At 68.8% G+C, this 19660-nt stretch carries 20 protein-coding genes; 6 read left to right on the top strand and 14 right to left on the bottom strand.

What is annotated here, in order from left to right; all coding sequences use genetic code 11:
• Nucleotides 1-30: 30 nt before the first annotated feature.
• The 4 genes from thsA to NKG96_RS04535 form a co-directional block, all read right to left on the bottom strand.
• Nucleotides 31-1590 carry a thermosome subunit alpha gene (gene thsA / locus NKG96_RS04550; RefSeq protein WP_438267416.1) on the bottom strand — a complete coding sequence of 520 codons (1560 nt, stop codon included), beginning with the start codon at nt 1588-1590 and terminating at the stop codon, nt 31-33.
• A gap of 132 nt (nt 1591-1722) precedes the next feature.
• Complete coding sequence (locus NKG96_RS04545; protein ID WP_254537287.1) at nt 1723-2703, bottom strand: glycosyltransferase family 2 protein; 981 nt, start codon at nt 2701-2703, stop codon at nt 1723-1725.
• An 84-nt stretch (nt 2704-2787) separates the two neighbouring features.
• The gene (locus NKG96_RS04540; protein ID WP_254537286.1) at nt 2788-3495 is read right to left on the bottom strand and encodes a class I SAM-dependent methyltransferase; all 708 of its coding nucleotides are present in this window, start codon (nt 3493-3495) and stop codon (nt 2788-2790) included.
• Between the two features lie 69 nt (nt 3496-3564).
• Nucleotides 3565-3963, bottom strand: a complete 399-nt coding sequence (locus NKG96_RS04535) for a PPOX class F420-dependent oxidoreductase (RefSeq protein ID WP_254537285.1) — start codon at nt 3961-3963, stop codon at nt 3565-3567.
• A 216-nt stretch (nt 3964-4179) separates the two neighbouring features.
• On the opposite strand from NKG96_RS04535, the gene NKG96_RS04530 reads away from it, so the two are divergent.
• The 5 genes from NKG96_RS04530 (at nt 4180) to NKG96_RS04510 (ending at nt 6951) form a co-directional block, all read left to right on the top strand.
• Nucleotides 4180-4455, top strand: a complete 276-nt coding sequence (locus NKG96_RS04530; RefSeq protein ID WP_254537284.1) for a MarR family transcriptional regulator — start codon at nt 4180-4182, stop codon at nt 4453-4455.
• A gap of 39 nt (nt 4456-4494) precedes the next feature.
• Nucleotides 4495-5319 carry an MBL fold metallo-hydrolase gene (locus tag NKG96_RS04525; protein WP_254537283.1) on the top strand — a complete coding sequence of 275 codons (825 nt, stop codon included), beginning with the start codon at nt 4495-4497 and terminating at the stop codon, nt 5317-5319.
• A gap of 44 nt (nt 5320-5363) precedes the next feature.
• Nucleotides 5364-6077, top strand: coding sequence for a YkgJ family cysteine cluster protein (locus NKG96_RS04520; RefSeq protein WP_254537282.1), 714 nt, complete (start codon nt 5364-5366; stop codon nt 6075-6077).
• A 54-nt stretch (nt 6078-6131) separates the two neighbouring features.
• On the top strand, nt 6132-6524 hold the full coding sequence (locus NKG96_RS04515) for a TRAM domain-containing protein (RefSeq protein WP_254537281.1): 393 nt from the start codon (nt 6132-6134) through the stop codon (nt 6522-6524).
• Between the two features lie 187 nt (nt 6525-6711).
• Nucleotides 6712-6951, top strand: coding sequence for a DUF7123 family protein (locus NKG96_RS04510; RefSeq protein ID WP_254537280.1), 240 nt, complete (start codon nt 6712-6714; stop codon nt 6949-6951).
• Nucleotides 6952-6960: 9 nt separating this feature from the next.
• Here NKG96_RS04510 and NKG96_RS04505 read toward each other — a convergent pair whose 3' ends face one another.
• The gene (locus tag NKG96_RS04505; protein ID WP_254537279.1) at nt 6961-7575 is read right to left on the bottom strand and encodes a winged helix-turn-helix transcriptional regulator; all 615 of its coding nucleotides are present in this window, start codon (nt 7573-7575) and stop codon (nt 6961-6963) included.
• A 64-nt stretch (nt 7576-7639) separates the two neighbouring features.
• On the bottom strand, nt 7640-8905 hold the full coding sequence (locus NKG96_RS04500) for an SPFH domain-containing protein (RefSeq protein ID WP_254537278.1): 1266 nt from the start codon (nt 8903-8905) through the stop codon (nt 7640-7642).
• A 251-nt stretch (nt 8906-9156) separates the two neighbouring features.
• Between NKG96_RS04500 and NKG96_RS04495 the strand changes: the two genes are divergently transcribed.
• Nucleotides 9157-9795, top strand: a complete 639-nt coding sequence (locus NKG96_RS04495; RefSeq protein ID WP_254537277.1) for a helix-turn-helix domain-containing protein — start codon at nt 9157-9159, stop codon at nt 9793-9795.
• A 299-nt stretch (nt 9796-10094) separates the two neighbouring features.
• Here the strand turns inward: NKG96_RS04495 and NKG96_RS04490 are convergent, their stop codons facing one another.
• The 8 genes from NKG96_RS04490 to ppsA form a co-directional block, all read right to left on the bottom strand.
• Nucleotides 10095-10679, bottom strand: coding sequence for an NfeD family protein (locus tag NKG96_RS04490; protein ID WP_254537276.1), 585 nt, complete (start codon nt 10677-10679; stop codon nt 10095-10097).
• A gap of 46 nt (nt 10680-10725) precedes the next feature.
• Nucleotides 10726-11988: an AI-2E family transporter gene (locus NKG96_RS04485; protein ID WP_254537275.1), complete on the bottom strand. Its 1263-nt coding sequence runs from the start codon at nt 11986-11988 to the stop codon at nt 10726-10728.
• A gap of 49 nt (nt 11989-12037) precedes the next feature.
• Nucleotides 12038-12256: a DUF7312 domain-containing protein gene (locus NKG96_RS04480; RefSeq protein ID WP_254537274.1), complete on the bottom strand. Its 219-nt coding sequence runs from the start codon at nt 12254-12256 to the stop codon at nt 12038-12040.
• Nucleotides 12257-12312: 56 nt separating this feature from the next.
• A complete protein-coding gene (gene metG / locus NKG96_RS04475) occupies nt 12313-14406 on the bottom strand; it encodes a methionine--tRNA ligase (protein WP_254537273.1) in 2094 nt (697 codons plus the stop codon).
• Between the two features lie 280 nt (nt 14407-14686).
• On the bottom strand, nt 14687-15259 hold the full coding sequence (locus NKG96_RS04470; RefSeq protein WP_368409277.1) for a YqaA family protein: 573 nt from the start codon (nt 15257-15259) through the stop codon (nt 14687-14689).
• A 95-nt stretch (nt 15260-15354) separates the two neighbouring features.
• Complete coding sequence (gene mfnA / locus NKG96_RS04465) at nt 15355-16413, bottom strand: tyrosine decarboxylase MfnA (RefSeq protein ID WP_254537272.1); 1059 nt, start codon at nt 16411-16413, stop codon at nt 15355-15357.
• A gap of 42 nt (nt 16414-16455) precedes the next feature.
• The gene (locus NKG96_RS04460) at nt 16456-17307 is read right to left on the bottom strand and encodes a DUF7537 family lipoprotein (RefSeq protein ID WP_254537271.1); all 852 of its coding nucleotides are present in this window, start codon (nt 17305-17307) and stop codon (nt 16456-16458) included.
• A 54-nt stretch (nt 17308-17361) separates the two neighbouring features.
• Nucleotides 17362-19644: a phosphoenolpyruvate synthase gene (gene ppsA, locus NKG96_RS04455; protein ID WP_254537270.1), complete on the bottom strand. Its 2283-nt coding sequence runs from the start codon at nt 19642-19644 to the stop codon at nt 17362-17364.
• Between the last annotated feature and the right edge of the window lie 16 nt (nt 19645-19660).

The raw sequence follows: 19660 nt of genomic DNA, 5'->3' as shown, positions 1-19660 counted from the left end.
GTTCTCGGGCCTTCGGCCCGCCGAACCGCGCTAGTTCGACGCGATGACGTCGTCGATGCGGACGATCATCGTCGCGGCCTCGGTGGCCGACTGGATAGCCTCGCGCTTGACCGCGGCGGGGTCGATGACGCCGTGTTCGACGGGGTCCGCGACCTGTCCGGTCTGGCCGACGGCGATGACGCCGGCGCGGCCCTCGCCCTCGAACGTCGAGCGGAGTTCGACCAGCGCGTCGATGGGGTCCATGCCGGCGTTCGCGGCGAGCGTGCGCGGCAGGATGTCGACGGCGTCGGCGAACGCCTCGACGGCGAGCTGCTTGCGGCCCGTGATGGACGCGGCGTGGTCGCGGATGTGGTCCGCGATGGCGATTTCGGTCGCGCCGGCGCCGGGGACGACGCCGCCCTTGTCGAGAGCGGCCGTCACGACGTCCAGCGCGTCGTTGAGCGCGCGTTCGAGTTCGTCGGCGACGTGCTCGGTACCGCCGCGGGCGAAGACGGTGACGGCCTCCGCCTCGGCCCCGCCTTCGATGAACGCGAGTTCGTCGTCGCCGAACTTCTCGACGCGGACCGTGTCCGCGTGGCCGAAGTCGGCCGAGTCGAGGTCCTTGACGGTCCCGACCTGCTTCGCGCCGGTCGCGCGGGCGATGGACTGGGCCTCGTCGTCGTCGACGCTCTCGAAGGCGAGGATGTCGTTGTTCGCGAGGAAGGAGGCGACGCGGTCGTCGATGTCGCCGGTGACGAACGCGACGTCGACGCCGGCCTCCTTGAGGGCCTCCGCGTAGCCGCGGAGTTCGCCCTCCTCGGCCTCCAGCGCCTCGTTGAGCTGGTCGATGCTGGTGATGTTGTACTCGGCGTCGATGCCGCCCTCGCGCACCTCGAGGTCGAGGTCCAGCACCGCGATGCTGGCGTCCTCGACACGTCGGGGCATGTTCTCGTGGACGGGTTCCTCCTCGCTGATGACGCCCGTGACGAGTTCGGTGGCGCTGGAACTCGAGCCGACCTGCGTGCGGACGCGGATGTTGTCACGCTCGACCTTCTCGTCGGTCTGGACCTGCCGGATGGCCGCGACGACCGTCTCGGCCAGCGGGCCGGCACCGACGTCGCCCGTGCCCTTGCCCGTCATGGAGGTCTTGGCGACCTTCTGGAGCAGTTCGTCGTCGAGTTCCTCGTCGAGCACCTGCTCGTCGATGGCCTCCAGCGCGAGGCGGACGGCCTCGTTGTACCCCTCGACGATGGCCGTCGGGTGGACGTCGTCCTCGAGGAGGTCCTCGGCCTTCGCGAGGAGTTCGCCGGCGAGGACGGAGGCGGTGGTCGTGCCGTCGCCGACCTCCTCCTCCTGCATCGTGGCGACCTCGACGATCATCTGCGCGGCGGGGTGTTCGATGTCCATCTCCTCCAGGATGGTCGCGCCGTCGTTCGTGATGACGACGTCCCCCGCGTCCGAGACGAGCATCTTGTCCATCCCGCGCGGCCCGAGTGTCGTCCGTACCGCGTTGCTCACCGCCTTGCCGGCGGCGATGTTCGACGACTGGGCGTCACGCCCTCGGGTTCGCTCGGTGTCCTCCGCGAGAATGAACATCGGCTGTCCGCGCATCTGTTGAGCCATGTCAACCGGGATGTGGTTTGCGATTCTATATAAATCTTTCGAGCCGAGGCAGCGAAACCGGGCAATGGCGTCGCACGACACGGAGTCACATCCGCAGGAAGGTCGTCGGTTGCGGGAGAGCTACCGGCGGTCGTACACCGCGACGGCCCGGTCGCCCCGTTCGGAGAGGCCGCGCGGGTTGCGCTCGGTGGTCCGGTCGCGCAGGCGGGCGGCGAACCCGTCCTTGCATCCGGAGAGGGTGCCGAGGGTGACGTCCCGCCCGTTGCCGAACCACCCGGAGAGGCCCGAGGACCCGCCCGCGACGTCGCGGAGGGCACCGCCCGCGTCCACCACGGCGTGACGGGCGATTCGGCCCAGCGTGGTCGGGCGCACGCCGTAGTTCTTCGTGAGGCGGTAGGCCAGCGAGCGGTAGCGCCAGTGCCAGTCGCGGGACACCTCGCCGCCGTCGGGGGCCAGCGAGGGCTGGCGCATCCCGCCGCCGACTGTCGCCTCCTCACGGCGGGTGCACATCTCCGGCACCCACTCCACGTCGTACCCGCGGCCCGCAAGCCGGTGGGCGGCGTCGCGTGCGCCGCCCGTCAGGAGGTACTCGTCGAACCCGTCGAGGGCGTCGACCGCGGCCCGCGTGAACGCCACGTTCCCGCCGTCGAAGTACGACACCCGACGCCCCGCGATGGTCCGGCGTTCGGCCGTCTCGGTCGTCACGCCGCCGCGGGTGGACTGGTGGACGGGGCCGGTGACCACCGCCGGGAGGTCCGGGCCGTGCCCGCTCGCGCGGTGGGCGGTGGCCGCCCCCGCCAGTCGACTCGTCACCGCGTCGTACCACGAGCGCTCGACGCAGAGGTCGTCGTTCAGGAAGGCGACCGTGCCTCCATGGGTGCGCTCGAAGCCCGCGTTCCGCGCCACGTTGATGTTCCGCTCGTCTATCTCGACGAGGACGTCCACGTCCTCGCGGTCGCGGACCATTCCGGTGGTGCCGTCGACGCTCGGCCCGTTGACGACGACCACCTCCGCCTCGGGGGCCCGATCGGCCAGCGCGTCGAGACATCGGGCGAGTCGCTCTCGGCCGTTGAGCGTCGGAACGACTACCGAGAGCTGCATACCTCTTGTTCCCGCTCCCGAGGGATAAAAAGACCTCGGCCTGCGGACAGATGGTCGACGGAGCAGGGACGGCGAGGGGCGGGCTTACTCCACGCGGGCGTCCCAGTAGGACACCGACGCGAGGCGCTCGCCGAGGGGCGTCTCCCCGAGCGAGCGGTCCGCCTCGCGGAACGTCTCGGCGACGGTGTTGGGAATCGAGCGGTAGAACCCGTAGGGCAGGACGAAGTCGTGTGCCTCGTCGTGGAGGCGGAGGCCCGCGCCGTTGAGCATCCGCAACACCTCGCCCTCCGAGTAGAGGCGCGACCCCATCGGAAGGAGCCAGTTGTACATCGTCCGCGTCGAGAACCGGTTGAACGTGTCGAAAAACACCTGCTCGCGCGAGACCCGGCACATCTCGCTGAGGAACGACGCGGGGGTGTCCGCGAGGTGGAAGAAGCGCATCGCGAACACCGTATCGAAGTAGTCGTCCGGGAACGGGAGGCGGGCGGCGTCGCCGCGCATGAACTGGAGGTGGTCGGAGACGCCGGCCCGCTGGGCCTTCTCGCGACCCTTCTGGAGCATGGCCGCGGAGATGTCGAGGCCGACGATGTCGGCCCCGCGTTCGGCCAGCATCACGGTGAAGCGGCCCGTGCCACAGGCTATCTCGAGGACGCGCTTGCCCTCGACCGGCATCACCGCCTCCACGACGGCCTGCTTCTCGCGGTCGTCGATGAGGCGGCCGCCGCGGGAGAACCGCTTGGTGTCGTACTCCTCGGCCACGTCGTCGGCCTGGTACCACTCCTGTCCCTTCACGCTACCAGCACCAACCCGCGCATCCGATAAAACGGTACTGGATTGGGGAGTTCGGCCGGCGGGACCGGGTTAGGAGTGCGCCACCTCGTCAGTGCTGATGCGGAGGATGACCCGCGCGCCCTCGTCGCTGTCGTGGTACGGGTACTCCTCGACGTCCAGGTACCGCCGCGCGAGCTGATCGATGTGCTCGACGGCCCCCTCCTCGGTCATCTCGACGACCTCACCCCGGACGGAGACCCACCGGTAGGGATCGTCGGGATCGACGATGCTCACGCCCACCTTCGGGTCGCGGGTCACGTTCTTCTCCTTGCGCCGCCCCCGCGCGGTGTTGACGAGCAACTGGCCGGCGTCCGCGTCGTAGCCGACCCAGACCGGCGTCACCTGCGGTGTGCCCTCGGGCATCAAGGTGGCAAAGTGGGCGAACGTACGCTTCTCGAATAGGTCGTGGAACTCCTCGGGGATTGCCATGTGGGGGGAACTCCTGCCAACGGCAAGACCGTTTCGCCCACAGCACAGACAGTCACGGCCGAGACGCCCGATAGCGGGCCACAACAATGCGATATCGGTTACGGCAACTTTTGTCGGCCAGCTGTGTATAAGGGTGCTACCCATTCATTGGAAAGTTGGTATTGTCATGTTCCCCCTATAGCCAAGGTTTACACCGGAGTTCGTACCAGCCATGGTATGAGCACGCAGGCAGAGAAGCAGGCCGCAAGCGAGACTCCCCTACAGAACCCCGAAGTCCGCGAACGCCTTCGGGAACTCCCCCCGAGCGCCAAGTTGGTCGCGAAGGTGCTGGAGGACGACGCCCCCCTCTCGCAGGGCCAACTCGCCGAGGAGTCGCTCCTCCCCGACCGCACCGTCCGCTACGCGCTGAACCGCCTCGAGGAAGCCGACCTCGTCGAGTCCCGCTACAGCTTCCGCGACGCCCGCAAGCAGGTCTACTTCCTCTCCGAGTAATCGACGAGCGTTTTTCGTCTCCCCCCACGACCCCCAGCCATGGCCATCGACTCGTGGAACCACGCTGCACTGACCGTCGAGACGGCCGCCCCCGAAGGGGCGACGAACTGCTACCGCCTCGGCGACGACAGGGCACTCGTCGTCGACCCGGCGGCCCGCGGCGACGACCTGACGACGCTCCTCGACGGCGCGGACGTGGGCCACGTCGCCGTCACGCACCACCATCCGGACCACGTCGGGGCCGTGGCGGACGTCGCCCGCGAGACGGGCGCGACGGTGTGGGCGCGCGCCGGCCGCGAGGCCGCCTTCGAACGCGCAACCGGCGTCACCCCCGACCGCACGTTCCGGGAGGGGACCCGCATCGAGACCGGCGACGGTCCCGTGACGGTCCTCGACCTGCCGGGGCACGCCCCCGAACACGTCGGGTTCTCCTTCCAGTCGGACGCGGGCGAACTCGTCGTCTCGGGTGACCTCGCCGTCGCCGAGGGGAGCGTCGTCGTCGGTGCCCCCGAGGGCGACGTGCGCTCGTACGTCTCCTCGCTCCGCCGGGTCCACGCGCGGAACCCCGCCCGCCTCCTGCCCGGCCACGGGCCGGTCATCCACGACCCCCGAGCGACCGCCCGGCGACTCGTCGACCACCGCCGCCGCCGGGAAGCGAAGGTCCGGTGGGCCGTCGATGAGGGCGCGGAGACGGTCCCAGAGGTCACGGACGCCGCCTACGAGAAGGACGTCTCCGCCGTCCGGCGACTCGCCGAGGCGACGGTTCTCGCCCACTTGGAGAAACTCGCCGTCGAGGGGCGAATCCGGTGGGACGGGGAGTGCGCTCGTGCCAGCGGGCACGCTCGCACCGTCGAGTCCGCCTGACCCGCGAACGCGCCCCTTTTGCGTCTCCTGCCCCCACCCCGACCATGGAGTCACTGGAGGCCGAACTCGACCGCGCCCGCGCCCTCCCGGTCGGAAAACTGGCCGACGCCATCGAGTCGATCGGCTTCGAGTGTACGCGCTGCGGGGCCTGCTGTAAGGGCTACGAGGGCGACGACGGCGACCGGGAACCGCACACCGCGACGGTGTTCCCCGACGAGGTGCGCGAACTGGAAGCGGAGACCAGAGGGGAGTGGCGCGACGTCGCCCGCCCCATGCCCTACGGCCTCGCCGAGGGCGCGGACGGCCCCGAGGGCGAGACGTTCGAGTGGGCGCTTCAGACCGACTCGTGTGGCGACTGCACGTTCTACGCCGAGGACGACTCGGGACGAGGGGCCTGTACGGTCCACGACTCGCGCCCGCTCATCTGCCGGACCTACCCGTTCAGCGTGGCGCTGGCGGGGACGAGCCAACCGATGGGGGAGGCGGTCGACAGTGTTGCGCTGGAAGCGCAACGGGAAGCCGGCGAAACCGACGACGAGGAGGGACTCGTCCGCGCCCACGAGTGCGAGGGACTGGGTCGGGACATCTCGCGCGAGGACGCCGAGGAACTCGCGGGGGCGCTGAAAGAACGCGCCGTCAGGGAACTGGAGGAGGCCATCGGGGTGCGGGACAACTACGAGTCCGTCGACCGGTCGCCGGGCGACGTCGTCGTCCACGACTCGGAGGGGGCGAAGCGGCCGGACGGGACGCCTCGATAGCGCGTGGCAAGGCCTTTAGCCCTCGGCATAGATTCCCCGCTCGGAGGCCTCTCAATGGAAATCTCAGAAAAGCTGCTGTGTCTGTTTAGCGCCGAGGTGTCGGAGGAGGGCGACCGCTACGTCGTCGAGGTACCGCGCCGAGAGATCGAGACGGGTGCCATCGACGCCGGCCAGACCTACCGCGTCGCCCTCATCGCCGCCGGGGGAGAGGCGGAGTCCGCCGAGGAGACCACCCGGACGACCGCCCCCGACGAACCGCAGCCACCCGTCGAGATCGGCGAGATTCGGTACGTCGAAATCGAGGACCTCGGCAAGCAGGGCGACGGCATCGCCCGCGTCGAACGGGGCTACGTCATCATCGTCCCCGACACGGAGGTCGGCGAACGCGTCAAGGTCGAGATCACCGAGGTCAAGTCCAACTTCGCCGTCGGCGAGACCATCGAGTAGCCCGCACCCTCGGCCCTTCTCTCTGCTCGGGTCCCCGCGAGGCGGTTGTCCTCGTGTACCACCGACCCCCACCTCGACACCCCGTGGTCCGGCCAGTGCGCGTCGATTTCGCTCGAAACCGCACGACTGCGGCCTGTTAACCCACTGTACCAAACCCCCTATACCGTGACGGACCTTCCCGAACACCATGAGTGCGACTGCCGGCGCGGCGATACCGGACCTGACCGAGAAACAACAGCGCATCGCGACCTTCCTCACCGAGAACGCCGGGACGAAGACCTACTTCAAGTCGCGGCTCATCGGCGACGCCCTCGGGATGAGCGCGAAGGAGGTCGGTGCGAACATGCGGGCGGTCCGCGAGGCCACGTCGCTGTCCATCGAGAAGTGGGGCTACTCCTCCGGGACGACGTGGAAGGTCACCGGCTAGAGAGTCCGTTCAGGGGTCGTAGCGGACGAGGGTGGCCGCGTCGTCGGCCAGCGCCATCGACTCGCCGTCGAAGGAGTCCGCGTACCGCACGATGAGCGTCAACAGTCGCTCGGGGTCGACGAGCGCGTAGCCCTCCGTCCGCGAGAGCAGGCCCGCATCCTCCAGTTCCTTCGCGTACTTGCTCACCGTCGGCCGGGAGACGCCCACCCGGTCGGCGAGGTCGCTGGCCGTCGTCTCCGGGTCCCGCAGGAGGGCGACCAGCATCCCGCGAGGCGTCTCCCGGCGGAGGTAGCCGAGCGCGCGCTTCTCCTGCGGGGAGAACCGCCCCGAGAGGACGAACCGGCGGTACTCGCCGTCGCGAAAGCTCTCGACCACGCCGGCCTCGACCAGCCTGCGGAGGTGGTGCTGTGCCTCGCCGGTCCCGAGCGAGAGGTCGTCGCGGACCTTCGAGAAGTGCGCGCCCGGCGTGGTCGAGAGGTAGCCGACGATGGCGTCGCGGGCGTCGCTTTCCCCGCTTCGGTCGCCCTCTGCCAGGCGTGCGAGCGGGCCGGCGGCACCCAGTGCGGCGAACCGCCGGAGCGTCGCACGCTTCTCCGGGTCGACCCCGTCGCTCGGCTCTCCCATCTCTGTCTGGCCTTAGGTAGTCGACAGTAAAACCACTTCGCCCGAATCGTGACTCGGTTCCGGATTACTCGGACTCGGGTTCCGGTTCGCGCTCTGCCTGTCGGTCGTCGGCCTTCGCCTCGTCGTCGGCCTCGGTCACGCCGTCGCGGTCGGCACCGTTCCCGCTGGCGCTCGTCGCCTCGTTGGCCCCCTGCTCGGTGTCGGGCGTGTCCATCGCGGAGCCGCCCATCTCGGCGTCCATCTCCTCGATGACCTCGTCGGGGTCCTTGATGTCGTTCGGGTCGGCGCCGGCCTTGATGGCCTGTGCCTCCTGTTCCATCGCCTCGACGTCCATCTCGGCGGCCTGGTCGATCTGTCCCAGTATCTCCTCGATGTCGTCGAGGCCGAGCATCTCGCGGGTCTCCGCGTCGAAGTCGAGGCTGTCGAGCGAGATGCCCTCGCTCTCCACGTCGCTCCCCGAGAGGTGCTTGCCGTAGCGACCCACCAGCGAGGTGAGTTCCTGCGGGAGGACGAAGGTGGTGGACTCGCTCTGGCCGATGGTCGCCAGCGTCTCCATACCCTTCTCGATGATGGCGCGTTCGCCCATCGACTCCGCGGACTTCGCCCGGAGGACCGTCGAGATGGCGTCCCCCTGCGCTTCGAGGATCTGGCTCTGCTTCTCACCCTGCGCGCGGATGATGTTCGACTGCTTCTCACCTTCCGCCTTCTCGACGGCGCTGCGACGTTCACCCTGCGCCTCCAGAATCATGGCGCGGCGACGGCGCTCGGCCGACGTCTGCTGTTCCATCGCCTGCTGGACGTCCTGCGAGGGGTTGACCTCGCGGACCTCGACGGACTCGACTCTGACCCCCCACTCGTCGGTGGGTTCGTCGAGTTCCTTGCGGATGCGGGCGTTGATCTCCTGTCGTTTGTTGAGCGTGTCGTCGAGTTCCATGTCGCCCAGGACGGCCCGGAGGGTGGTCTGGGCGAGGTTGGAGACGGCGCGTTTGTAGTCGTCGACTTCGAGGAACGCCTTCTTCGCGTCCATCACCTTGATGTAGACGACGGCGTCGGCGGTGACCGGCGAGTTGTCCCGCGTGATGGCCTCCTGCCGGGGCACGTCGAGGGTCTGCGTGCGCATGTCGAAGGCGTACGTCCGCGAGACGAACGGCGGGACGAAGTTGATACCCGGTTCGAGCAACTTCCGGTACTCGCCGAACACCGTCAGCGCGCGCTTCTCGTACGCGTTGACGATTTCGACCGACTGCCACACCGCCACGATGGCGATGAGCAACAGTACCAACCCGACGATGGGGAGGAAGAAGCCGGCTTGCAACGGCGCGGAGAACATGAGGGTGTATTTGGTGAGCGTTGACAAAAGGGTTCGCTTCGTCGCGATGGGCGAGGCGATCGGGACGTCCCGCTAGAGCGGGCGGAGACGCAACGAGAGGAACGGCCGTAATCCCACCCCCCGATAAAAACACCTTCATCATCAATGCCTGCGGTATAACGTGCGTTCACTCCCGGTTCACACTCGATGACGGCGAGCCTCGACGGTCAGGTATTGGGTCGGGTCACCGACCACCAGACACTCCTCCGGCGATGAGCGTCGTCGCTCGCTTCGGTGTTCCGGCCACGGACTTCGAACTCGGCGAGGTGCTGACCGCCGGTGGGACCGTCGACGTGCGCCTCGAGGCCGCCACGCCCCTCGGACAGCCCCTCCCGGCGCAGGTCTGGGTCGACAGCGAGCACGTGAGTCTGGTCGAGGAACGACTCGACGACAGCTCTCTGATCGAGCGCCGGCGGACCATCGGAGCACTGGGTGACGAGACCCTCGTCGCCGTCGAGATGGCACGGGTGGACGACGGGTTCGTCGACGTACTCGGGGCCACCGAGAGCGTCGTCCTCTCGGCGGCCTGTGGGGAGGGCAGGTGGACCTTCGAGATACGGTTTCCCGACTTCGAGTCCCTCTCGACGTTCTACAACCGCTGTATGGAGTCGGACGTCTCGCTCGACGTCCAGAAGGTCCGCGACCTGACGGACGCCGGCGAGGAGGCCCCGTACGGACTCACCGACCAGCAACGCCACACGCTCCTCGTCGCCCTCGAGAACGGCTACTTCTCCATCCCGCGGGAGGCCACGCTGATGGATCTCGCGAACCAGTTGGACATCTCCGACACCGCCGCCTCACAGCGCATCCGTCGGGGCCTCGCCACGCTCGTCGCCTCGACGCTCAAGTGAACCGGCGGTCGTCGCCTCCCGTCGACGGCGGACCGAGAATAAATCGCTTCACCGTCGATAGTGCAATTATTACCGACGACGCGGCCTTCGCCCACCTGCACGCGAGTGGCGTGCACCACAGGTGCCCCCTCGACGCGACCGGTCGGTCGAGTCGCATCCGCGTTCGACGACTCCGGAGGCCGGCGACGCGGTCCGGACCGACGCCGCCACGGCGCGGGAGTCACGACCGACCCGTCACGTCGCTTTTCCCCCGGTTCTGGCAGGGAGAGCAGACACTCCATCCACCACCGGGGTCGCGCTCAGGTCGTCTCCGTCTCCCGTTCCGACTCACCGTCCGCGATCCGGTCGGCGTCGCGCGCCGCCCGTCCCCGCGCCAGTTCGCGGTCGATGGGGTCCTCGATCGCTTCGAGCGGTTCGACCGTGATGACGTTCCCCCCGCCCGGGTCGATGACCATCACCTCGGTCCCCTCGGGAATCTCGCCGTCCATCGACCGCGCGGCGTAGTAGGGGTTGAACCCGCCGGCGTCGAGTTTCACCTCGCCGCCCGTCGTCGTGACCGTCTCGGTGACGCGCCCGGTCTTGCCCTTGAGCGACTGGGAGTCGCTCGTCTGGCTCAACCCCTTCCCGCCGTAGAGGTCGAACTCGCGGTAGGCGTAGAACGCCCCCGCGCCGGCCAGCAGGACGGCCAGCGTCATGAGGAGGAACCCGAGCGGCGTCGACCCCACCACGAGGCCGACCAGCCCCGCCACGAGCAACGCGATACCGACGACGATGAAGTGCGCCCCGGGAGCCAGCGCCTCCGCCACGATGAGGCCCGTACCGGCCAGTAAGAGGAGCACCGGGACGGACAGGTTGAGCACCTCGCCGAGTTGGAGGGCGACCATAGCCCCTGTACGCGGGTTTCCCGGTTAACCCTTCGCCCGCCGCGGGTTAGTCCTCGGCGTCCGTTCCCCGAGGCCCCGTGGCCGGCCCGCCCGCGTTCGGTTCGCCGGACCCGCGCGAGGACGACCGGTCACGGCTCTCTCCAACGGCGAACCGGTCGAAGTTCGACTGTCGGGTCGTGTCGCGGACCGACTCGCTCGTCCTCGTCGTGAGGTCGTGGCCCCGGACGAGGCCGGGGAGGGCGAGGCGAACGAAGTGGAAGACGAGCACCAGCAAGAGCGGTCCGAGGAAGAGGCCGTACCAGCCGAAGAGGATGGGTCCGAGGATGTACGCGAACATGACCGACCCGGTGTGGAGGTTGCGCCCGGAGACGTACGGCCGGAGCAGGAAGTCGGGGATGGTGTCGACGATGACCAGCGAGATGGCGGCGAAGACGAGCGGCACCCACAGGAGGGCGGGGTCGGTGAGGAACGCCTGCACCGTGAGGACGACCGTGACCGGCACGTAGACGATCTTCATGCCGACGACGGGGATGAGACTGCCCACGCCCGTCAGCGCGCCGAGCAGGGTCGGCGAGGGGACGAGGAGTTCGGGCGGCGCGAAGACGTTGATGAGGTTGTACGAGACGGCGGCGATGACGGCGATGGCGAACGCGTTGAGGATGTTGCCGAAGTAGATGGTCTTCAGGTCGCGGTCCACCGCACGGGCGTACTGTCGAATGGGACTCTCCGCGCTCCCGTCGGTGAGCCGTGCCCGGGTCCACGCCGCCAGCCGTCGGTCGTCGCGGAGCAGGTAGAACGCGAACGCGAGCGCGATGAACAACTGGAGCGCGCCGCCGAGGACGACCGACAGCGCACCCGCGAGAGAGGTGAGCGCCGTCCCGAGCGCCGCCGACCCCCCGATAGATGTCAACTGACCCGGGTCCTCGACCAGCGATGAGAGGATGTCCGCGGGGTCGCTGACTGCCCCCTCCGAGACGAGGTACGGTTCGATGGCGGCGGCGATGCCGGTCTGCTGGGTGCCCACGAAGAGACTCAGCTCACGGAAGGCGACGAGCGACGTGTAGGCGACGAGGACGACGATGGGCACCGCCAGCGCCAGCAACGCGACGGCCGCCGCGAGACTCGGCGGCCGCACCCGGTCGTCGAGGCGGTCGTAGACGGGGCGCGTCGCGTAGTAGAGGAACAGACCGAGGACGAACGTCCCGAGGAACGCCCCGACGACGAACGAGAGGACCAGAAACAGGGCGAGGCCGAACAGCCACCACGCGACCCGCGCGCGTTCGCCGTCGGACAGGATGTCGACTCGCATCGACGGGGCTACGCCGGCCAGCCGTAAACCACTCGTGTCTGTCGTCGGGTCAGAAGAGGAGCAGCGCGATGATGGCGACCACCGTCAGCGATCCGAGCAGGACGAACGCGGTGTTCTCGAGGGAGGGGGAGCCGGGTTCCGGGTCGGGCAGACGCGAGTCGGTCGACCCGAGGACGCCCTCGCCCGTCTCTCCGTCGTCGGTCCCGTCGCCCTCGCCCGCCTCGCCAAGGTCGTCCACGCCGAAGCGCCACTGGTCGTCGTCGCTCATTGCCTCTCGTACTATCGCTGCGAGCAAAAGGGTTGTCGTGGACGGAGACCGACGCCCTACCGAACTTTCGTCCCCACGGGTGCGTCGCCGTGGGTCGTCAGCAGGTCGGCGTCGTCGCCCGCCGCTAGCACCATCCCGTTGGACTCGACGCCGAACAGTTCCGCCCGCTCCAGGTTCGCGACGACGACCACCCGGGTGCCGGGCAGGGAGTCCGCGTCGTGGAGTTGGGCGAGGCCCGCGACGATCTGTCGGACCTCGTGGCCGATGTCCACCTCGAGTCGGAGGAGTTTGTCCGCCCCCTCGATGGGGTCGGCGGAGACGATTTCGCCGACGCGCAGGTCGAGGCCCTGAAACTCGTCGAAGCTGATGCGCTCGTCGACGAGGGGTTCGAGGTCCTCGTGGTCGTCGGCACCCGCCTCGGTCTCGTCGCCGTCGTCCGCATCGTCGTCGCTCCCGTCGCTCTCGTCGTCCTCGGCCTCGGCGCTCCGCACTTCGAGGCGCTCGTTCAGTTCCGCGACGTGATCGTCCTCGATCTTCTCGAACAGTTCGGCGGGCGCGTCGAACGAGGCGGGCGGCGATTCGAGGGCCGCATCGAGGGTCGTCTCGGCGACGTCGCCGGACTCGCCGAGTTGCTCCCAGAGGCGCTGTGCGGTCCCCGGCGCGATGGGCTGGAAGAGGACGGCGATGGCCTTCGCCACCTGCACGCAGTCGCGGATGACCTGCGCGGCCTCCTCGGGCGACTCGTCGGTGAGCTTCCACGGTTCGTTGCGCTGGATGTACTCGTTGCCGAAACGGGCGAGTTCGATGGCCGCGTTGCCCGCCTTCCGCACCGAGTAGTCGTTGATGCCCGCCGCGAAGTCGTCGATGGCCGACTCGATCCGGTGGGCCACGTCGTCGCTCACGTCGACCTCCGGGGTTCCCTCGTACTCGCGGTGGGCAAAGAGGAGCGAACGGTAGACGAAGTTGCCGAGCGTCCCGACGAGTTCGCTGTTGACTCGCTCCTGGAAGCGCCCCCACGAGAAGTCGAGGTCCTGCTGGAACCCGCTGTTCGTCGCGAGGTAGAACCGCAGGAGGTCCGGGTCGAATCCCTCGTCCAAGTACTCCTCGGCCCACACCGCGCGGTTCCGCGAGGTGGAGAAGCCCTTGCCGCGAAGGGTGACGAACCCGCTGGCCATGACGGCGCGCGGTTCGTTGTAGCCCGCGCCCTTCAGCATCGCGGGCCAGAAGACGGTGTGGTGCTGGATGATGTCCGGCCCGATGACGTGGACGATCTCGCCGCCCTCGTCCTTCCAGACGGACTCCCAGTCGTACTCCTCGCGCCCGACGCGCTCCGAGTAGTCCTTCGTCGAGGCGATGTACTCGATGGGCGCGTCCACCCAGACGTAGAGGACGAGGTCGACCTCCTCGTCGGGGTAGTCGATGCCCCAGTCGAGGTCGCGAGTGATACACCAGTCTTTCAGTTCCCCTTCGATCCACTCGCGGGGCTGGTTGCGCGCGTTGTCGGTCCCTTCGAGGCGGTCGATGAACTCCTGCAGGTACTCCTGGAAGTCCGAGAGGCGGAAGAACTTGTGTGCCCGCTCGCGGTACTCGGCGGGGTTGCCCGTGATGACGCTGGTGGGGTCTTCGACCTCGCCGGGTTCGAGGTGGCGACCACAGCCCTCGTCGCACTCGTCGCCGCGGGCCTTCTCGCCGCAGTAGGGGCAGGTCCCCTCGACGTAACGGTCGGGCAGCGGCTGGTCCTCGATGGGGTCCCACGCGACCTGAATCTCCTTCTCGACGATGTGGCCGCCGTCCTCGAGGGTGCGGACGATGTCCTGCGTGAGTTCGACGTTCGAGGGCTCGCGGGTGTGGCCGTAGTTCTGGAAGTCCACGTCGAAGCCGTCGAAGGTCTCCTTGTACTGTTCGTGGTAGCGGAGCGCGAACTCCTCGGGGTCGACGCCCTCCTTGTCGGCGTTGACCGCGATGGGCGTGCCGTGCATGTCCGACCCGCAGACGTACGCGGTCCGCTGGCCGAGGCGCCGGAGCGCGCGGGCGTAGACGTCCGCACCGATGTTCCCCCGGAGGTGGCCGATGTGCAGGTCGCCGTTCGCGTACGGCAACCCGCAGGTCACCACCGCCGTCTCGTCGGTCGGGAAGTCGTCGTGGCTCATACTGTGGGTGCCTCCCCTGCGGGCCTAAAGCCCGCCGATTTCGGTGTTCGGTGTGGGTGTTCTCGCGTGTGCATTCGTGAGTGGTGTGTGCGGTCGGCTGACGGTTCGAGAGGAGTGCGTCGGGTTCACGCCGCCGACCGGCCGTATGAGGGCCACCCACGACGACGATTCACCGGCGCAGCGGTGGCTCGACGCGCATCGAACGACGGAGCCACGCCGCGCGGGACATACACGGCGTTCGTCGTCGCCCGGCAAAAGTCCAGCGCCGGTCCGGCCGAGGTCAGACCATCGGGAGGAGGGCGACGAGGCCCTTCCACGCCGTCAGCCAGAGGACGAGTCGGCCGGCGCTCCCGAAGAACGTGGCGACAGCGAACTTCGCGTAGTCCTCCTCCAGCACCGAGAAGGCGTAGATGGAGAGCGTGTCGGGGAAGCCCGGCACGCAGAGCGCGAGCGCGAGTCCGATGTAGCCGTACTGCTGGGCGATGGCGACGGTCTTTCGCTCCGAGGCGGCGACGATGTCGAAGCGCGACCGGCGCAACAGGTCCAGGACCGGTCCGGACTCCTTGGCCTCGTTGCCGAGTTTGAGCGCGACGACGCTCCCCGCGGCCTTCCCGACGGCGCTCACGAGGATGATGAGCCCCATCTTCAGTTCGTAGGAGAGGCCGAGGTCCAGCGGCGCGGCGAGGACGATCTCGCTCGGCAAGGGGAGGACGATGGCGATGAGGAAGGAGTACGCCGCGATGAGCGCGAGTCCGGCGGGCCCCGTCGCCGTCTCGACGGCCAACTGGAGCGCGTCGAGGAGGCCGGCCTGGAGGAACTGGGCGACCTCTGCGAGGGCGACGAGTGCGGACACGAGTTACGTTCAGAGGTGTCCCGCGTCCCGAGTAAACCTTGTGCAAAACGTGTGTAGCCAGCAGCTTCCGGGCGGTCTACACGTGTATCCCCGCCTCACGCGGCCGCGTCGAGGTCCGCGAGGAACGACCGGAGCGTCCCCCGCGTGACGTGGGGCATGACGACGAAGCGCGCCTCGCCGGCCCCCGTCTTCGAGACGCGCCACCCGAGGTCCCGGACCGCCGCCACGAGGTCGGCGGGCAGGTCCGCGGCCACCAGCGGGAGGACGGGGTCGACCACCGCGTACCCCCGCGCGTCGAGTTCGTCGGCGAACCACTCGGCGAGGGCCATCGCCCGGTCGAACTCCGCGCGGTAGCCGTCGGGCCACAGCGCCTCCATCGCGGCGACGCTGCTGGCGACGCCCGCCCCCGACCGCGTGCCCGTGAGCGTCACCTGCGAGGTCGACTCGAGGTAGGGCGTGTCGATGGCGAGTTCCTCCAGCAGGTCGGGCGAGCGCGCGAGCAACCCCCCTGCGGGCACCGCCGCCTGCCCGAGTTTGTGCGGGTCGATGGTCATCGTGTCCACCGGGGCGTCCGCGAAGTCCCACGCGTGGTCGGTGAAGGGGAGCGCGAACCCGCCCCACGCCGCGTCGACGTGGAAGAGGGCACCGGCGTCGTGGGCGAGGTCCGCGAGAGTCGCGACGGGGTCGACGCGACCGTACTCCGTGGACCCGGCGACGCCGACGACGCACACCGTATCTGAGTCGACCAGTTCGGCCGCCGCGTCGGTGTCCGCCCGGTAGTCGGTGAGGGGCGCGCGCCGGAGTTCGACATCGAGGACGTCCGCCGCCTTGGTGAACGAGAAGTGGGCGCTCTCGGGGACGACGACGTTCGGGTCGTCGGTCCGTCCCCGGGCGCGGTTGCGGGCGATGCGGACCGCCTGGACGTTCGCCTCCGTGCCGCCGGAGGTGACGTACCCCGCGGGGTCGTCGAGGCGGACCACCTCCCCGAGCAGGGAGACGGCCTCGCGTTCGAGGGCGGCGACCGACTCGTAGGTGCCGGGGTCGCCCGGATTCGTCGCGAGGAACCGCTCGGCCGCGGCGCGGGCCGCCGGGTGCGGTTCGGTACACATCGACGAGAGAACGCGAGCGAAGTCCTGCGGTTCGGCCCGCTGCATGGCCCCTCCTACCGGGGAGGTCCGTTTAGCCGTTGCGTTCTCCTACCCGCTCGCGTTGCCCTGTCGGGCGCGCTGGTCGTAGGCAGTCGCCACCCAGTCGGGTCGCTGGGTCTCGACGCCACCGACCCGGACGAGTCGGTAGGAGACGTCGACGGCCCCGGCCTTCCCGTCGACGGTGTACTCCGCGCGCACGTCGAGCGAGCGGACCCGTCCCTCGCCGTCGACCACGACGGTCGAGGAGTAGTTCGAGACGTTCTCCGAGCGCCTGACGAACAGGCCGTCGCGCTCGTCGGCGGCCAGTTCGTCGGCCGAGAGGGTGACGAGCGTGGCGCCGTCGCGCGTCGTCGTGTTCGTCACGGTGTAGTTCCCGAGCGAGAGGTACGACCGGACCACGTTCGCGCCGGTCACGGAGGCCGTCGACTGTGGCTGGCCGAACTTGTACTGGAACACCGTCCCACCCTGCATCGCGCGGGTCACCTCGACGGAGTCGTTGGCCCACACGTCGAACTGCGACCCCAGCTTCCGGTTCTGGAGGCGGTACTGGTAGGGTCGCCCGCCCTCCTCGGCGACCACCTGCTGGAGGGTAGAGGTGTTCACGACGGCACTCCCGTTGCTCGACGTGGGGACACGTTCGGTGGCGTTCACCACCAGTCGCGTCTCGAAACTGTCGTTCAGGAGCGCCGCCTCGTGGGCGTCCGCGAGGGCGGCGGGGTCGGTCAACTGGCCGTCGGTGACGCCGGGGAGCGAGGCGGCACCGGAGTCGTTCCCGGTGGTCGACGCGGGGGACGCCGTCGGCGAGTCGGCCGTTCCGGTCGGGGTGCCGGACCCGCCGGGCGACCCACACCCGGCGACGACGAGCAGCAGGGCGACGGCGACGACGGAGAGCGCACGCATGACTCCGGGTGTGACGGGGTGAAAGAAAAGTGCGGTGTTTCGTCGGCCGGCGGCCTACCGGACCGAGTCGAGGATGAGTTTCTGCTCGACGCGCTTGACCTCGTGTTGCACGTCGCGCACCGCGTCGATGTTCGCCGAAATCGAGGAGATGCCCTTGTTGACGAGGTAGCGAATCATCTTGGGCTTCGACCCGGCCTGCCCGCAGATGCTCGTGTCGACGCCGTGTTCGCGGCACGTCTCGATGGTGTCGCCGATGAGTTTCAACACGGCGGGGTGGAGTTCGTCGAAGCGGTCGGCGACGTGTTCGTTGTTGCGGTCGACCGCGAGGGTGTACTGCGTGAGGTCGTTCGTCCCGAAGGAGGCGAAGTCGATGCCCTCGCTCGCCATCTCCGCGACGCCGAGTGCGCTGGCGGGCGTCTCGACCATGACCCCCCACGAGCGCTTCTCGGAGTCGATGCCGACCTCCTCCATCAGATTCCGCGCCCGGAGGACGTCCTCCGCGTCGTTGACGAGCGGGAACATGATCTCGACGTTGTCGTAGCCCATGTCGAACAGGCGGCGGAACGCCTCCAGTTCGTGTTTGAACACCTCGGGCGTGTCGAGCGACCGCCGGATGCCCCGGTGGCCGAGCATCGGGTTGTGCTCGACGGGTTCGTCCTCACCGCCCTGTAGCTGGCGGAACTCGTCGGTCGGCGCGTCGAGGGTGCGAACGCGCACCGGTCGGGGGTAGAACTCGTCTGCGACCCCGCGGATGCCCTGGACGATCTCCTCGACGTAGGCGTCCTCGCCGTGGTCGCGGATGTAGCGCTCGGGCGTCTTGCTCGTCGAGAGGATCATGTGCTCGACGCGGAGCAGACCGACCCCGTCGGCCCCGGTGACGGCGGCGCGGTGGGCGGCCTCCGGGATGGAGACGTTCACCTTGACCTCCGTCGCCGTCATGGGCTTGACGGGGTTCTGCGGGCGCACGTCATCGAGCGGGTCGGCCTCCTCCTCCGTCGCGGCGACCTTCCCGCGGCGGATGGTGCCCTTGTCGCCGTCGAGCGTGACGGTCTGGCCGTCCTCGAGTTCCTGCGTCGCGCGGCTGGTGCCGACGACGGCGGGCACGCCGAGTTCGCGCGAGACGATGGCCGCGTGGGAGGTCATCCCCCCCTCGTCGGTGATGATACCGGCGGCGCGCTTCATCGCGGGCACCATGTCCGGCGTCGTCATCGAGGTGACGATGATGTCGCCCTCGCCGACCTTGTCGAGCTGGTCCAGGTTGTCGACGATGCGGACCTCGCCGCTCGCGATGCCGGGGCTCGCGCCGAGTCCCTTCAGGAGCACCTCGTCGTCCTCCGCCTGCGCGACGCCGCTGCCGTCGGTGGCGTTGGCGGTCTGTGCGGACTTCGACTCCTCGCTGATGGTCGTGATGGGCCGCGACTGGAGCATGTACACCTCCCCGTCGTAGATGGCCCACTCCACGTCCTGCGGGACGCCGTAGTGTTCCTCGACCTCACAGCCGAGGTCGACGAGACGCGATATCTCGTCCTCGTCGAGGACCTGTTCGGTCCGCTTGTCGTCGGGGACGTCGATCTCGACGGTGTGGCCCGTCTCCGGGTCCTTCTCCATCATGACCTTCTTGTCCGCGATGGTCACCTCCTCGATCTCGGCCGTGTCGCGGTCGACGACGTAGTTGTCCGGCGAGACGGCGCCGGAGACGACGGCCTCACCGAGACCCCACGCGGCCTCGATGATGATCTCGGGGTCGCCCGTCGAGGGGTGGCTGGTGAACATCACGCCAGACTTCTCGGCGTCGACCATCTGCTGGACGACGACGGCGATGTCGACCTTCTCGTGGTCGAATCCCTGCTGTTCACGGTAGTAGATGGCTCGCTGGGTGAACAGCGACGCCCAGCACTCCTTGACGCGGTCGACGAGGTCGTCGCGGGTGATGTTGAGGAACGTCTCCTGCTGGCCGGCGAAGCTGGCGTCGGGCAGGTCCTCGGCGGTCGCCGAGGAGCGGACCGCGACGAACGCCTCGCCGTCGCCGAGGTCGGCGTACGTCTCGAGGATCTCCTCGCGGATCTCCTGGGGCATCTCCGTCCCGAGGATGAGTTCCTCGGCGCGGCTGGACGCCGCCGCCAGCGCGCTGGAGTCGTCCGAGTCGACGTCGACGGCCGTAAAGAGGTCCTCGTCGATTCCGGTCTCCTCGATGAACGAGCGGTACGTTCCCGCCGATACGACGAAGCCTGGGGGCACGGGCAGGCCCGCGCCCGTCAGCTCACCGAGCGACGCGCCCTTCCCACCGACGGCGCCGAGGTCATCGGACCCGACGTCGTCCAGCCAGAGTACAGCCATTCGTACCGGAACTGAA

Origin of the sequence: Halomarina litorea (assembly GCF_024227715.1) — an archaeon.
GTDB lineage: Archaea > Halobacteriota > Halobacteria > Halobacteriales > Haloarculaceae > Halomarina > Halomarina litorea.
The sequence above is the reverse complement of the archived record's forward strand: the minus strand, read 5'-3'. Positions and strand labels throughout refer to the sequence as shown.

Coding starts and splice junctions, on each gene's coding strand:
- thsA (WP_438267416.1), bottom strand. CDS start 1,590: ATGCGCGGACAGCCGATGTTCATTCTCGCGGAGGACACCGAGCGAACC.
- NKG96_RS04545 (WP_254537287.1), bottom strand. CDS start 2,703: ATGCAGCTCTCGGTAGTCGTTCCGACGCTCAACGGCCGAGAGCGACTC.
- NKG96_RS04535 (WP_254537285.1), bottom strand. CDS start 3,963: ATGGCAATCCCCGAGGAGTTCCACGACCTATTCGAGAAGCGTACGTTC.
- NKG96_RS04530 (WP_254537284.1), top strand. CDS start 4,180: ATGAGCACGCAGGCAGAGAAGCAGGCCGCAAGCGAGACTCCCCTACAG.
- NKG96_RS04525 (WP_254537283.1), top strand. CDS start 4,495: ATGGCCATCGACTCGTGGAACCACGCTGCACTGACCGTCGAGACGGCC.
- NKG96_RS04520 (WP_254537282.1), top strand. CDS start 5,364: ATGGAGTCACTGGAGGCCGAACTCGACCGCGCCCGCGCCCTCCCGGTC.
- NKG96_RS04515 (WP_254537281.1), top strand. CDS start 6,132: ATGGAAATCTCAGAAAAGCTGCTGTGTCTGTTTAGCGCCGAGGTGTCG.
- NKG96_RS04510 (WP_254537280.1), top strand. CDS start 6,712: ATGAGTGCGACTGCCGGCGCGGCGATACCGGACCTGACCGAGAAACAA.
- NKG96_RS04505 (WP_254537279.1), bottom strand. CDS start 7,575: ATGGGAGAGCCGAGCGACGGGGTCGACCCGGAGAAGCGTGCGACGCTC.
- NKG96_RS04500 (WP_254537278.1), bottom strand. CDS start 8,905: ATGTTCTCCGCGCCGTTGCAAGCCGGCTTCTTCCTCCCCATCGTCGGG.
- NKG96_RS04495 (WP_254537277.1), top strand. CDS start 9,157: ATGAGCGTCGTCGCTCGCTTCGGTGTTCCGGCCACGGACTTCGAACTC.
- NKG96_RS04490 (WP_254537276.1), bottom strand. CDS start 10,679: ATGGTCGCCCTCCAACTCGGCGAGGTGCTCAACCTGTCCGTCCCGGTG.
- NKG96_RS04485 (WP_254537275.1), bottom strand. CDS start 11,988: ATGCGAGTCGACATCCTGTCCGACGGCGAACGCGCGCGGGTCGCGTGG.
- NKG96_RS04480 (WP_254537274.1), bottom strand. CDS start 12,256: ATGAGCGACGACGACCAGTGGCGCTTCGGCGTGGACGACCTTGGCGAG.
- metG (WP_254537273.1), bottom strand. CDS start 14,406: ATGAGCCACGACGACTTCCCGACCGACGAGACGGCGGTGGTGACCTGC.
- mfnA (WP_254537272.1), bottom strand. CDS start 16,413: ATGCAGCGGGCCGAACCGCAGGACTTCGCTCGCGTTCTCTCGTCGATG.
- NKG96_RS04460 (WP_254537271.1), bottom strand. CDS start 17,307: ATGCGTGCGCTCTCCGTCGTCGCCGTCGCCCTGCTGCTCGTCGTCGCC.
- ppsA (WP_254537270.1), bottom strand. CDS start 19,644: ATGGCTGTACTCTGGCTGGACGACGTCGGGTCCGATGACCTCGGCGCC.